Origin of the sequence: Abyssicoccus albus, from assembly GCF_003815035.1 — a bacterium.
GTDB classification, from domain to species: domain Bacteria; phylum Bacillota; class Bacilli; order Staphylococcales; family Abyssicoccaceae; genus Abyssicoccus; species Abyssicoccus albus.
On record NZ_RKRK01000003.1, the window covers coordinates 273,137 to 286,519 of the forward strand.

A 13,383-nucleotide genomic window follows, 5' to 3' on the forward strand; every position below is an offset into this window, starting at 1 on the left:
AGGTATGAAGACCCACTTCCCTACGCTGGTGTTAATCAATCAGGTTCAAAGGGTCGGAACATATCCTCTCAGCACAATTGTGCACCCCTAGTGTATAGGTTGTATTTGATTTATGTACATTATAACATACATTTCATCATTTCATATTCACATATATAATATCATTCATTTGGGACCTATGATCGTGTGTCATCACTTTCAGTCTTCCTTGATCAGTTTCCACCGTATATTCATAGGAACCACCTTCGAATAAAATATTGACAACTTCTCCTTTAATTCCATGATTGTCATTTAACGATAACTCATGTGGCTTAAGAGGGATAATACCTTCTTCTTTAAAGTGTTGCGTCACTTCCTTATGCCAGTGCATTCCATTCACTTCAAAATGATTATCATTCCATTCACCATGGATTAAATTATGTCCACCAACAAATTCTGCGACAAATGAATTCACTGGATGATTATAAACTTCCTCAGGTGTTCCGACTTGTTCAATTCGTCCCGCATTCATGACAATCACTTTCGTTGCAAGACTTAATGCTTCTGACTGATCATGTGTCACATATAAAAATGATGTTCTTTCTTTATTAAATATTTCTTTTATTTGATAACGTAAGTCTCTCTTTAAATGTGCATCTAAACTACTTAGCGGCTCATCCATCAAAAGCAAGCCTGGCTTAGGAGCAATGGCTCTTGCAATGGACACCCTTTGTTGTTGTCCACCTGACAATTCATGAGGATATCTTTTATGGAAGTCACTTAATCCTACAAGCTTTAAGCAATGTTCGATGCGTTCCTTTCGTTGTGAATCATTCAATTTAGATGTAAATTGATGATTTTTCAAAGGATATTCCACATGCTTACTTACGTTCATATGAGGCCACAGTGCGAATTGTTGGAATACCATCGATAGATTTCGTTTATTCGGTGGTATCGTCTTATGAACACTTGCAACGACTTGTTCATCCATCATAATGTCACCATCACTCAACGGTTCAAAGCCTGCAATTAACTTTAATAATGTTGTCTTTCCACATCCTGATGGGCCAATGAGCACAACAAATTCATCATGATCAATCGTCACATTGATATCATGTAGCACCTGTGTTTGACCGTATTGTTTAGATACATTGATTAATTCCGTTTTCATTATGATAAATCCTTTCTCTTAAACATAGATTGTAATAATAGATACAATAGCCCACCAAGACATAACAAGATAATGACAATGACTGAAAATGCACTAGAGTATTGCTTATAACCTGCACTTTCAAAGCTAAAAATAACGACCCCTATCGTCTCACTACCACTTGCCCATAAAAGAGCACTCAATGTTAACTCAGTTAAAGCTGTAAACATCATTAATAGTAATCCACCAATCATACCTGAAGTGAGTAATGGTAAAAGGATATTTTTGAATCTTAACAAAATATTATTCCCTGATACACTTGCCGCATGTTCTAAGGAAATATGGATTTGTGAATATGTTGATATTGCACTACGCAATGGCAAAATCGTAAATCTTAAAATATAAGCGATTAATAATATGAATACTGTGCCGTATATGCCTGGTTTAACACCAGGTATTGGCTCAATCCAAAATATAATTAAACTCAAGCTTAAAACGGTTCCTGGTAAAGAATAAGGTATTGCAATCCCTATTTCAGTAAATCTCATGTACCACTTGTTATATCTAACGATCATGTACCCGAGAATGATTGCTATAATGAATGATATAATTGTTGCACTAATCGCAAGCATTGCACTATGTTGAATTGCTGACACTGATTTATCATATTCAAATAAAATATACTGGAAGTTCTTTAACGTCAACGTATCCATTGTCAATTTTGCACCGTACGTCTTAGTTAAAGAGGTCTTCACTAGAGCAACAAGTGGCATGATTGAAGTGATTATAAAAAATAACCATATCAATACTTCAATGAACAATCTAAACTTTCCTAAATGAATTCTCGGGGATCTATCTGTTGAACTATATGGGTTCGGTTTAAACTGTCTCAATAATATCCACTGAATGAGTAAAATACAAAATGTTATACATACTAACGCTAATGAAAGAATACTGCCTTGTAAAAATGCGTCATCTCCATATGAAATGACCGCTTGATAAATCGACGTACTTAGTACATCAACACCACCCGGAATCCCAAGAAAGGCTGGGACACCGAAATTATCAATATTTGATAACGCTGCAATCATCATTCCACCAATGATTCCAGTCATCCCCATTGGAATCGTCACTTGTTTCAGTACATCTAATCGATTGCCTCCGTTGACTTGTATCGCTTGCTCTAATGATTTAGGAATTCGTGTAAACACTTGAACACTCATTAAATAAACGAGTGCGTAATGATTAATGCCAAGTACAAACACGATACCTCCTAAGCTGTATAAATCTATATCAATCAACGGGATACTTCTTACAAACTCAGTCCAAGAAATACTCATCATATATGATGGGACTAATAAAGGTAGTATAATAAATATTTGCATCAATTTTTTAAAACGTACATCTGTGTAGGATATAATAAATGCAAATAAAAGTCCTAATGCAGTATTTAACAACGTCGCTAAACATCCGATAATGAGTGTATTTACTATCGATTCGACATTACTGTCTTTTAATATAAATTTTAAATGCTCTAAAGTAATCCCGTGTTCACCGATAAAACTGAGTGAGATCATTCTTATAAATGGATAGACGAAAAAGACAAAGACTGTTCCTACAATAAAAAACCATAGGAAAAAAGAGCGTATGTTACGCTCTTTAATCATTTCATTTAATTTCATAACGATTATTCACCGAAAATATCTTTAAATTTATTTTTATCGTCTTCACGACTTTTCACTAATTCTTTTATGTCAGCATCAATAATATCCATTTCATCAACAGTCTTTAATCCTTCAGGAGCGTCTACACCTTTACGAATTGGTGTGTAACCAATTTCAGCTGCAAGCTTTTGTCCATCTTCACTTAATACGAAATCAACAAACTTTTTAGCAGCTTCAGGGTTTTTCGCGTCTTTCATAATTCCAATCGGTTCAGTAATTACTGGAACACCTTCTTCAGGGTATACAAGTTCTACCGGTGAACCCTCTTGATTCGCACGCGCAACGATGAAGTCTACTACCATTGCATAATCTTTATTACCAGACTGAACCTCTTGAAGCGCACCACCATTACCTTTAACAACCGTAGTGTTGTTTTCTTTTAATTTTTCATAGAATTCCCAACCTAAATCGTTACGACTAATGACACCAGCATTGTAAGCCGCCGCTCCAGAATATAATGGGCTTGGCATAATGACTTTGTCTTTCGCATCTTCTTCGGTTAAGTCAGACCATGACTTTGGTGCTTCTTTAACATTATCCGTGTTATATGCAATCGCAGTCGCCATCACCTTTGTACCATAGTACGTATTATCAGTCCCGATAAATTCCTCAGGTAACTCACCCGCTTCTTCTGATTCATAAGACATCAATAACTCATCTTCATTCAACTGCTCAAACGTTACACTATCCGCAACAAGTAATACATCAGCTTTAATCTCTCCCGCTTTTTTCTCAGCGTTTAATTTACCAATAACCTCTTCAGTACCAGATCTGAAAGTGTTCACTTTTATATCAGGGTGTTTCTCATTGAACGCCTCAACAAGCTTAGACGCATCTTCATCCGGTTGAGAAGTATAGAACTCAACAACCTGCTCACCCTCCTCAGAAGAAGCCTCCTCTTTAGATTCGCTACCCTCTTCTGCTACATCTTTAGCAGAACCACAAGCTGTCAATATTAATGCAATACTCAATACCAATAATAACTTAAACCATTTCATACCCTATATACCTCCTATGATTTGCACTCTATTTAGAAGTATAGACTTTAAATATTAATTTTGTGTAAAGGAAGTATGAAGGTTTTATTTAATTGGATACTTCTCCCCGTTCTTCTCCACTTTCATTCGAATAATTTCTTCAATATCAAGTCCCATTTCTTCAGCCAAGGTAATACCATATATAAATACATCTGCGAGTTCTTCTTTAATTTCTTGTTCATTTTTCTTAATTGCTTCATCACTGTCAATCCATTGGAAGCATTCTAATAATTCTGCTGCTTCAAGGTTCAACGAAAGTGCTAGATCTTTAGGATTATGATACGGCTTCCACCCACGTGCGTCACGAAAGTCATTGATTAATTTAATAACCTCTGAATTCATTATTCATCTTCCTTTCCATTAATTTCTCTCTTAACTCTGGATTACTTGCATAAATGAATAGACCTTTCACACCACGTTTCATCAATACATTAATTGAGTTTAAGATGATCCTCTCTTTAACCTTTTCTAAATTCTGTTCCCCAGTACCACTCTCACCTGCTAATGCACCAGTATCTTTATATTTAGAAGTATCAATTTCTAATTCATCTTTTTCTTTATTATATGTAACGCTTGGACCGAGTATGACACCGACATAGTTTAAATCAAACCCTTGAATCGTATAAATAGAGCCGACTTCATTGATCGTCTCAGGCACTTCCGCCCATGTCTCCTTATAATGTGTACGATTCCATACTTTCTTAAATCCAGGTTCTTCAACGAAATAATCTGCACCATCTTTTTTATGGACATAATCAAAAGTTGATACAACGCGACTTAAACCATGTGACTTACTCCGTTCAACAATGACCTCATGCATCTCTGTTGCATCATCAAACACTCTAATCTCAAAGTTTTCTTCACTTTCAGGAATAGGCCATAATTCCTTCTGTACAAAACGATCAATCCAATTCACAACTTTAGGACTCGCTTGCATTCTAAATTGATCCTTCAATTCAAATGTCTTAGGATGAAAATCTTTAACGATACCTTTTAATAAGTCTTGTGACCAATGACTCTTTACTTTCAAAAACTGCTTTTCATCATAAACAATTACAGTGACTTTACTAAGCTTTATGATTTCTTCTAACTGATTATTTCCTCGGAAATTATTATATGTATCCGTTCGACTTAATAACAAATGAGCTTCATCTACTAACGTGATATCAGCCATACGATTTTCTTTTTGCATTTTGTTAATAAATGGTGTAGGTTTTTCGAAATTTTTCTTTTTTAAATTAGGCAAGCTTGTTGAAATACTTTCATATGTCTTTAGCATTTCCTGATGATTTACGAGTAAATAATTTTCTGTTCCATATAAGTTATTCTCTAAATCATCCATCGAATAAAAACTATCCTTATCATTCGCTAAATCTTGAATTGTATTAAACGTCGAACTCAACACAACACTTTTCCCCGTCCCAGCTTCACCTTTAATCAAGAATACCGCTTTACGATCATCGTGTATATGCTGATTACAATACTTAATAATCGCGTTTTTCAACTCCATTTGAGACTCCGACAATTCTTTATACGGACTCAGCTTAAACACGTCACGATTACGAATCTCTTCGATACTATTTTGAACAATTTTTTTCTCACGAAGCTCCTCCCAAATCTTTTCAAACACGTGAGAATGAAAATAAGGTTTTTCATAATAGTTATGCGTTTTCTGGGATGCAAATTGACTTCTATTTTGTAATTTGTATTTATTATCTGCTATGAAATGATTAATTAAATTCGTCTCTATATTATACGTCGCAGACTGATTAAACTTCTCATGACCAATTAAAATCGCCTTATCTAATTTTCTACGATCAGGATTCGCATAATGAGATTTCATCCGATTCCTAGCCTGAACGGTTTGTCCAATGTACGCCATAGGATTCTTCTGACCATTGTTCAATATATAGACTATAGGATATGAATGTAATTTCTCATTATTGATATTCTCTGGCAAGTCTTTCTCAAAATTGAAATACTCGATCATAAGTTCAGACAATTGAGTCACCTCTTTATATCATTGGTCTAAATAATTATAACAAATTTTTCAACGTGATTAGAGAATAACAGAATACTCGTCTCCTTTTTTTGGTGAAATGCTTCTCTTTTTGGATAAATTTTTAGATTTAGAAACCGATTATCCGTTCTCATCCCTTATAGTTAGGGCCTTCTCTTTTTTAGTATCCCTATATCATTTCCCCCTCTTACACAATTCCTATATAATATAACCAAACAACCCCAGCGAGGTGATTTCATGCAAATTCTTATACTCAGTTTACCGATCGTGTTATATCCGATACTCTACTTTACCGTCTACAAACCGTTGAAATCGGTTCTAAAATACAGTGAAAGAATCAATACCATCCTAGCGATTACTGGTGTTTTTATCATTCTTGTAAGTTTCTTCTTAATGAAGAATCATTTTGAACAATCATACTTAACAATGTCTGGATCTCAAGTTTTCCCATACGATTTCATGAGTTCAGTCTATCAATTTCTAACTATACTTGTCCCCATAGGAATATTCTTAAGTATCGTCAAAATTTTTATGAATTTTAACGATAAGAATGATACTAAAAAACCATTTCACATTATCGAAAACATTATACTCATTCTCGGGATTATCGGGATGGGGATCATGTTATTTTTGCTGTATGCATTGTCACAAGCTATGGGTGGAGGGGTTTAATATGAATAAACATACTGGCTTAATCTTATATATTGTCATACTCGTCGCCTTTATAGGTGCAATGTATTTAATCATGAACACGACGATACAGAATCAATACAATGACGACCGTGGGGTTCTACTTATCGATAAGAATTTACAAGATCGTAATGATAAACTTGATGAGATGAAGGAAATATACGACCAAAAAGATTGGACAGGTGCTTCAAAGGAAGAGATTGCTAAGCACTTTGGCGTGCCTAAAAATATTAAATATGAAGAGATCCATTATGGTAATGAAGATTTCTCTATCACTTTCGAACTGGATTATATGGATCAAGTTAAGACACATCAATTTAAGCACCACGAATACCATCATACACAATGATTTAAACCCCATCGCCATAACAATCTATGACGGTGGGGTATTCTACTGACTCATCACTCAAATTCCCGATTAGCTTGTTCAATCTCAGCAATCTCTTCAGGTGTTAGCACAACGTCATCTAACGAAAACTCGATGTATTCAACGGCATCTCGTTTAAATTGATCCACCTCTTCTTTAGAATGAAACACCCGTGGATCATTAGGATTAATCAAGTATCCTTCATAACGCTCATACGCTTTTAAATAATCTTTTGTTTCTTGACTGATTAACACCCTTGAATACACCGCTTTTTTATTGTCTAATTTTTTCATGAAAACCACCCCTTTGTTTTCTATACATTTTCTTATTGACACATGACCATCATAGACATCTACAGTTAATACCCTTTATTCGCCTCTTCAACTTCCTTAATTTCTTCCTCAGTTAATTCAACATCTAGTTTGCCAAATTTTGAGTTCGCAACAAGCTTCTCCATAAATTCATCCACTTCTTCTTTTGAAGAGAATACTTTGTCATCATTTTCATTAATTAAGCAACCTCGATATTCGGTATATCCTTTACGATAATCCTCAGTTTCCTCATATAATAAGATTTTTGATTGAATCATTTTTGATTTGTCTAACTTTTCCATGACCATTTCACCCCTTTCATTCATACTGATCATTCGCTACTATTTCATAGACATATTGATTAGCCTATATATTCATTGTATGTAATATCCATAATAAGTAAACGGTTTGACCGTAATAATTATGTATTACAAACCCCAAGTAGATAGAACGTCTACTTGGGGTTTGGATTCATATTCATTATTCTTCTTTACTTCCTCTTGCACTGGCATACCCACCATATGCGATGAGTGCAAAGCCTAAGTCCATCATGATGCGTAGTATTGGATGAACGTTATCTTCGAAAACGAATGGGATGATTAGGAATTCAGAGATACATACAGATATAATGACGAATATTATGAGTTTTATTGTGATTTTGGTTTTCATACTGATTGCTCCACCCTTTATTTTAATTGTAAACAAAATGTGTTCATTTTCAAATTGTGGACAAAATACCAAATATTCTATTCTAATAAGGTTTAACTAACTATCCACTTGGGTATATATTAACGTAAAACAATTTTAAGGAGGTACATATTATGTATGAATTTAAAGCTGCTTTTATGGATGTTTTTAACAATATCATAAGCTTTATTCCGAATTTAATCGGTGCATTACTATTTTTATTATTAGCATGGATCTTAGCTACAATCGTTAAGAATGTGATTGTGAAAGGCTTAAATGCTTTAGGCTTAGACAACTGGTTGGTGAAGAAGGGGCTTGTTGATGGTGAGTCGAATGAATCACAAGGGTTGATTAAGACGTTAGGTAAATTAGCATACTTCTTAATCTTCTTATTATTCTTACCAAGTGTGTTTGATGCATTGAAGATGGAGAGTGTATCTGCTCCAATTAAGAGCATGATGGACAACATCTTAAACTTTGCTCCTCGTGTAATTGTTGCTGCGATTATTTTATTTATTGGTTTATTCATTGCAAAGATGTTAGGAACTTTGGTGAAAAATTTACTTCAAGGATTTAATGTTGGTCGTTTCAATCATTATGTAAACTTTGGAGATAAGAAAGATAGTATTGATATTCCACAAGCTATTGGTTGGACGGTTACGACAATTATTGGTTTATTTTTTGCTGTACAAGCGTTAAATACAATTAATTTAACAGTATTGAATGAAATTGGTGCTGCTATTATCGGTTATTTACCACTTGTTATTTCATCAATTATTATTTTAGCACTAGGTATCATTGGTGGTAATATTTTATCAAATATTATCTTCAAATCATCAGGAAATAAATTATTTGCTGAAATTGTGAAGTATTTATTAATAGTAATGTCAGTATTTATGGCATTGGATCAAATGAACTTCGCTCAAAGCATTGTCAATGTTGCATTCTTGCTTATCTTAGGTGCTGTTGCAGTGGCATTTGCTATTGCGTTCGGTATAGGTGGTAAGTCATTTGCTGAGAAGCAGTTGAATAAAATTTCTAATAAATTTGATAAGTAGTCTATATAAAACAAACCCATCTGGAACAATCTAACTGTTCTAGATGGGTTATTTTATTTGTAATCTATTACATTATCAACAGGCATGTGCTAAGATGCATGCGCTTCTTGCATTTTCTTACCTATCTCAATAATCATAACGGGCACATAACGATCAAGTGGATAACCGAATGCTTCATATCTTCTGGCATCATTTTATTTCGTACCACTTCATTATAAATGCATTCACCATTTTCATAGCATTCTAAATTACCAAAGATTAGAATCATCGCACTTGATGTGTCGTTTGGGGACGTATTGAAACAAATGAGTGATTAATCACTTACTGATATCTTCTGAAAATACTCGACTGAATTAAATAGTTCACGTCATATTTTACACTGAATGAATACAACATCGCCAACATCTCATCCGCTTCGTCAATTGTTAATCGTGCCTTCAATGTTAAATATTTCGCTTTCTCTTCCTCTGTTGCGCACTTCTTAAAGTAACCCCATATATGATCCGCTGTATTCTTCAGAGACCCTTCAGTGGTTTCTATATCAAGCGCTTCATCAATCAATTTTCTGATATCCTGTTCAGTCGGATTCGACTTCATTGCTTGTCTAATTGCATTATAATGACGTTGCGAGTGAAGCATCACTTCATACTTATGTATCGCCCATAGTTGTTCAATTGTCTTTCGATTGGACATATTAACCTCATTTCTTATATAAATCAATATACTCTTTAAATTTAATATTTATACACTCTATTGACAATGGTACCTCTTTTGTTATGTTAATAACATACTATAAAGGAGGGGTTTCATGAAAAAATATCAATTAATGGATTGGCCAACATTCATTCTTGCATTAATCGTTTTATTAGCAGTTGTATTGCCTTTAATCTTATTTCAAGAGGCAAGTAGTGAAATTATTATGGATTTAAATGGCTTTGTGACGAATCAATTAGGTACGGCTTATCTCGCAATTGGTTTAGTCATCTTTATTTATTGCTTATATTTAGCGTTTGGGAAATATGGCGGTATTAAACTAGGGCATTCCGATGATAAACCTGAATTTAATACTTTAAGTTGGGCGGCCATGTTATTCTGTGCTGGTATAGGTTCAAGTATATTGTATTGGGGCATTATAGAATGGGCTTACTATTATGATAGTCCTCCTTTCCATATTAGTCCAAGAAGTGAAGAAGCTATAAATTATGCTGCTTCTTATGGTATCTTTCACTGGGGACCTTTAGCATGGTCGATTTATGTATTGCCTGCACTTCCGATTGCATACGCATTATTTATAAAAAACGAAAACATCATTAGAATATCACATGCGTGTAGACCACTATTAGGAAAATACACTGATTCATGGCTTGGTAAAATTATAGACGTACTATTTATTTTCGGCCTACTTGGTGGTGCTGGAACAACTTTAGGACTGGCGACACCGATGATTGCAGAAGGTGTCAGCGTTTTAACAGGCGTAAATAGTGAAGCTTTATGGTTACGAATATTAATTTTATTATTATCTACAATTATCTTTGCATTTAGTTCATATACAGGAATTAAAAAAGGAATAAAGAAGTTAAGCGATATCAATATATGGTTAACATTCATATTATTGGCCTTTGTTTTTATTGTTGGACCAACAGTGTTTATTATGGAAACAACTTTATCCAGCTTAGGGTTAATATTTAGAGACTTCTTTAGAATGGCGACATGGCTAGAGCCGTTCGGTGGTTATAATGACATTGAAGAAACTAATTTCCCACAAAGTTGGACTGTCTTCTATTGGGCATGGTGGTTAGTTTACTCACCGTTTGTTGGATTGTTTATTGCAAGAATTTCAAAAGGACGCACAATTAAAGAAGTAATACTTGGCACGATTATTTACGGAACTTTAGGTTGTACGCTATTTTTTGGGATATTAGGTAATTTCGGACTTTGGTTAGAATTATCTGGTACATTTTCAGTAACAGAAGTATTAAAAGAGCAATCAGGTCCTGCAGCGATTATGTCAATTCTTAGCCAATTACCAATGTCTAATATTGCAATTATAATTTTTGTATTAACTGCAATCATTTATTTATCTACAACTTTTGATTCTGGTTCTTATATTCTAGCTGGAGCAACTCAAAAGAAAATTGACGGAGAACCTTATCGATTTAATCGTTTATTTTGGGCATTTGCCTTATCTTTTATCCCTTTAGCCTTATTAATTATTAGTGGTAACGATTCTCTAACATTGCTACAAACAGCATCTATCGTTTCTGGAGCACCTTTAATTATCATTTTTATCATTCTAATGGTTTCATTTATGAAAACTTTAAGCTCAGATCGTATAAAGCTAGAAGAAAGGTCACGGCTATTTAAAGAAAAAGAAAGAAAAACACTTTCTATTAGATACGCTAAAGACGATCGATGGTGGGAATAAAATAAAGCCGATAGTTCTACTATCGGCTTTATTTTAATTTTTTTAAATGTAGTAAGTTACACCGTCACAACCTCAGGTTGATCTAATGAAGGACTGTGTACAATCATTTGTTCTGGCTTGATATGGATTACTTGAAGTGTAGCTGAATCTTCAATACGTGTCTTCTGTTGAACGTCTTTAATCCATTCAATTGTCTTCTCATCGTCAACGATTTTCGCTGTTCCTCGTACTTCGATATATTCTTTCTTATTCGGTTCACTATAACCTAATAACACATGAACATTTGGATTCTCTTCAATTTCATCCACTTTATTTGTTTCATCACTTGTCTTCGTATATAACTCTAATCCATCGTTATAAAATACCATATAACGTGCATTTGGTTTGTCGTCTTTTGACGTTGATAAGACGCCGATTCGATGTTCTTTGATGACGTTTTGTGCGATGTCTTTTGCATTCATTTGTATGCCTCCTTAACGAATGTATTAAATCAAAGAATAAATTTCATTCTTATTGTTTGTATATCCACTATTTAAATTTTTAATCATTCGATGTTGAAGCTACAGTAAATAGCATCCTTATCAGTCGTCATTCGTTTGATGTTACACAGATTATCTTTTGACTATAAATAATTTACTACACGTTCAACTGACATACGGTATGATGGACGGCCTTCTTTGACGGCTTTACCGATGGCAATTATAAGTACAGGGACGTATCGATCTAATGGATAACCGAGCGCTTCACCAATTTTGTCATGTTCAAACCCACCGATTGGATTCGTGTCATAACCATATGTCCTAGCGATAAGCATCAATTGCATCGCTGCGAGTGTGCTGTCAATTTTGACGATGTCACTCATCGCTTGTCGTGGTAATTGATTATACATCCCTTGGATGATTGGTAAGTTCTTTTCTTTTACTTCTTTTGGCATCATACCGTGTTCAACGGCACTGCTGTATATATGTTCACTGTTCTCAAGGCATTGTAAATCACCGAAGATCACGATCATCGCACTCGATGTATCGTTTTGTGGTGTGTTAAATCGAATGAGAGGTCGTAATTTAGCTTTTGCTTCATCAGATTCTACCACTGCAAATCGCCATGGCTGCATATTGACTGATGATGGTGCTTTCGTTGCGAGCTGAATCATTTCATCCATTTCTTCATGTGGAATTTTATAATTTGGGTCAAATTGCTTTACCGAATGACGGTCGTTAATAAGTTCTTCTATATTGTTATAGTTCATATGTTGATACTCCTTTAAATTATAATTATTTCATCCTTTAATATTATGAAGTATTTTAGTCATCACTTCACATATTATGCTTTGAACTGTGTTGAATAGATTAACCTTCATCCTTATGATTATATAGAATTTGGAGATCATCATTCGATTAAGACAGATATGGTCAATATGGCAATTGGTGTCTTACATGAAACGTCGCTTGCGGTCGATAGTGGTCTTACCGTTGGATCGCTTGGTGGTATTTCGGTAAATCCTTATTATCCAACGAATGATGAAAACATCTATGCCATTGAAGTGATGCTACAAAAAGTCATTGGTTCAAGCGTTGTAAAATTGTTCGATATACACGCTGCAGTCACTGGGTTGAATGAGAGAATGCTACGATTATATCTATGATCGCGACCTGATTGTAACGGAGTATAACTTTAAGCAATATTTAGTGAACATGAAATCTTATTTTACTTATAATCAAAATTTATTAAATTGATTTTATTTAAAAAATAGTTTGACAAATACAACGGATGCATTTATATTAGTAAATAATTAAATAAAAAATTATCCAGAGCGGTGGAGGGACTGGCCCGATGAAACCCAGCAACCTATTCAATTAGGTGCTAAATCCTGCAGGTAAATCCTGAGAGATAATACGACGTTTAAAGAGTCTATCTTCTTAGGTAGACTCTTTT

Annotated in this window: 16 protein-coding genes and 2 riboswitches; of the genes, 5 read left to right on the forward strand and 11 right to left on the reverse strand. The window is 34.3% G+C overall.

Annotation, left to right across the window (positions count from 1 at the left end; all coding sequences use genetic code 11):
• Nucleotides 1–99: riboswitch (TPP riboswitch) on the reverse strand.
• A 37-nt stretch (nucleotides 100–136) separates the two neighbouring features.
• From EDD62_RS06545 to EDD62_RS06565, 5 genes are all read right to left on the reverse strand, one after another.
• Nucleotides 137–1,150 (reverse strand): ABC transporter ATP-binding protein, encoded by a 1,014-nt coding sequence (locus EDD62_RS06545; RefSeq protein ID WP_123808007.1) that lies wholly within the window; start codon nucleotides 1,148–1,150, stop codon nucleotides 137–139.
• The gene (locus EDD62_RS06550; RefSeq protein WP_123808008.1) at nucleotides 1,150–2,811 is read right to left on the reverse strand and encodes an ABC transporter permease; all 1,662 of its coding nucleotides are present in this window, start codon (nucleotides 2,809–2,811) and stop codon (nucleotides 1,150–1,152) included. The genes EDD62_RS06545 and EDD62_RS06550 overlap by 1 nt, the downstream gene beginning before the upstream one ends.
• 5 nt (nucleotides 2,812–2,816) lie before the next feature.
• A complete protein-coding gene (locus tag EDD62_RS06555) occupies nucleotides 2,817–3,851 on the reverse strand; it encodes an ABC transporter substrate-binding protein (protein WP_123808009.1) in 1,035 nt (344 codons plus the stop codon).
• Nucleotides 3,852–3,935: 84 nt separating this feature from the next.
• Nucleotides 3,936–4,232: a nucleotide pyrophosphohydrolase gene (locus tag EDD62_RS06560; RefSeq protein ID WP_123808010.1), complete on the reverse strand. Its 297-nt coding sequence runs from the start codon at nucleotides 4,230–4,232 to the stop codon at nucleotides 3,936–3,938.
• On the reverse strand, nucleotides 4,213–5,892 hold the full coding sequence (locus EDD62_RS06565; RefSeq protein ID WP_249037344.1) for a DUF2075 domain-containing protein: 1,680 nt from the start codon (nucleotides 5,890–5,892) through the stop codon (nucleotides 4,213–4,215). The genes EDD62_RS06560 and EDD62_RS06565 overlap by 20 nt, the downstream gene beginning before the upstream one ends.
• Nucleotides 5,893–6,147: 255 nt before the next feature.
• On the opposite strand from EDD62_RS06565, the gene EDD62_RS06570 reads away from it, so the two are divergent.
• Both EDD62_RS06570 and EDD62_RS06575 read left to right on the forward strand, forming a co-directional pair.
• The gene (locus EDD62_RS06570) at nucleotides 6,148–6,582 is read left to right on the forward strand and encodes a hypothetical protein (protein WP_123808011.1); all 435 of its coding nucleotides are present in this window, start codon (nucleotides 6,148–6,150) and stop codon (nucleotides 6,580–6,582) included.
• Nucleotide 6,583: 1 nt separating this feature from the next.
• Nucleotides 6,584–6,949, forward strand: coding sequence for a hypothetical protein (locus tag EDD62_RS06575; protein ID WP_123808012.1), 366 nt, complete (start codon nucleotides 6,584–6,586; stop codon nucleotides 6,947–6,949).
• Between the two features lie 53 nt (nucleotides 6,950–7,002).
• Here the strand turns inward: EDD62_RS06575 and EDD62_RS06580 are convergent, their stop codons facing one another.
• From EDD62_RS06580 to EDD62_RS06590, 3 genes are all read right to left on the reverse strand, one after another.
• Nucleotides 7,003–7,260 carry a hypothetical protein gene (locus EDD62_RS06580; protein ID WP_123808013.1) on the reverse strand — a complete coding sequence of 86 codons (258 nt, stop codon included), beginning with the start codon at nucleotides 7,258–7,260 and terminating at the stop codon, nucleotides 7,003–7,005.
• 65 nt (nucleotides 7,261–7,325) lie between these two features.
• Nucleotides 7,326–7,580, reverse strand: a complete 255-nt coding sequence (locus tag EDD62_RS06585) for a hypothetical protein (RefSeq protein ID WP_123808014.1) — start codon at nucleotides 7,578–7,580, stop codon at nucleotides 7,326–7,328.
• 178 nt (nucleotides 7,581–7,758) lie between these two features.
• Nucleotides 7,759–7,947: a hypothetical protein gene (locus tag EDD62_RS06590; protein WP_077139554.1), complete on the reverse strand. Its 189-nt coding sequence runs from the start codon at nucleotides 7,945–7,947 to the stop codon at nucleotides 7,759–7,761.
• A gap of 152 nt (nucleotides 7,948–8,099) precedes the next feature.
• On the opposite strand from EDD62_RS06590, the gene EDD62_RS06595 reads away from it, so the two are divergent.
• Nucleotides 8,100–9,023 (forward strand): mechanosensitive ion channel, encoded by a 924-nt coding sequence (locus tag EDD62_RS06595; RefSeq protein WP_077139553.1) that lies wholly within the window; start codon nucleotides 8,100–8,102, stop codon nucleotides 9,021–9,023.
• A gap of 321 nt (nucleotides 9,024–9,344) precedes the next feature.
• Here the strand turns inward: EDD62_RS06595 and EDD62_RS06605 are convergent, their stop codons facing one another.
• Nucleotides 9,345–9,716: a DUF1722 domain-containing protein gene (locus tag EDD62_RS06605; protein WP_123808015.1), complete on the reverse strand. Its 372-nt coding sequence runs from the start codon at nucleotides 9,714–9,716 to the stop codon at nucleotides 9,345–9,347.
• 115 nt (nucleotides 9,717–9,831) lie between these two features.
• Here EDD62_RS06605 and EDD62_RS06610 point away from each other — a divergent pair, with 115 nt between their 5' ends.
• Complete coding sequence (locus EDD62_RS06610; protein ID WP_123808016.1) at nucleotides 9,832–11,448, forward strand: BCCT family transporter; 1,617 nt, start codon at nucleotides 9,832–9,834, stop codon at nucleotides 11,446–11,448.
• A gap of 56 nt (nucleotides 11,449–11,504) precedes the next feature.
• On the opposite strand, the gene EDD62_RS06615 is transcribed toward EDD62_RS06610, so the two are convergent.
• Both EDD62_RS06615 and EDD62_RS06620 read right to left on the reverse strand, forming a co-directional pair.
• Nucleotides 11,505–11,909, reverse strand: a complete 405-nt coding sequence (locus tag EDD62_RS06615; RefSeq protein WP_123808017.1) for a pyridoxamine 5'-phosphate oxidase family protein — start codon at nucleotides 11,907–11,909, stop codon at nucleotides 11,505–11,507.
• A gap of 161 nt (nucleotides 11,910–12,070) precedes the next feature.
• Nucleotides 12,071–12,697 carry a nitroreductase family protein gene (locus EDD62_RS06620; RefSeq protein WP_123808018.1) on the reverse strand — a complete coding sequence of 209 codons (627 nt, stop codon included), beginning with the start codon at nucleotides 12,695–12,697 and terminating at the stop codon, nucleotides 12,071–12,073.
• 123 nt (nucleotides 12,698–12,820) lie between these two features.
• Between EDD62_RS06620 and EDD62_RS06625 the strand changes: the two genes are divergently transcribed.
• A complete protein-coding gene (locus EDD62_RS06625; protein ID WP_282957926.1) occupies nucleotides 12,821–13,093 on the forward strand; it encodes an FAD-dependent oxidoreductase in 273 nt (90 codons plus the stop codon).
• Between the two features lie 156 nt (nucleotides 13,094–13,249).
• Nucleotides 13,250–13,345, forward strand: a riboswitch (SAM riboswitch).
• The last annotated feature ends 38 nt before the right edge of the window (nucleotides 13,346–13,383 follow it).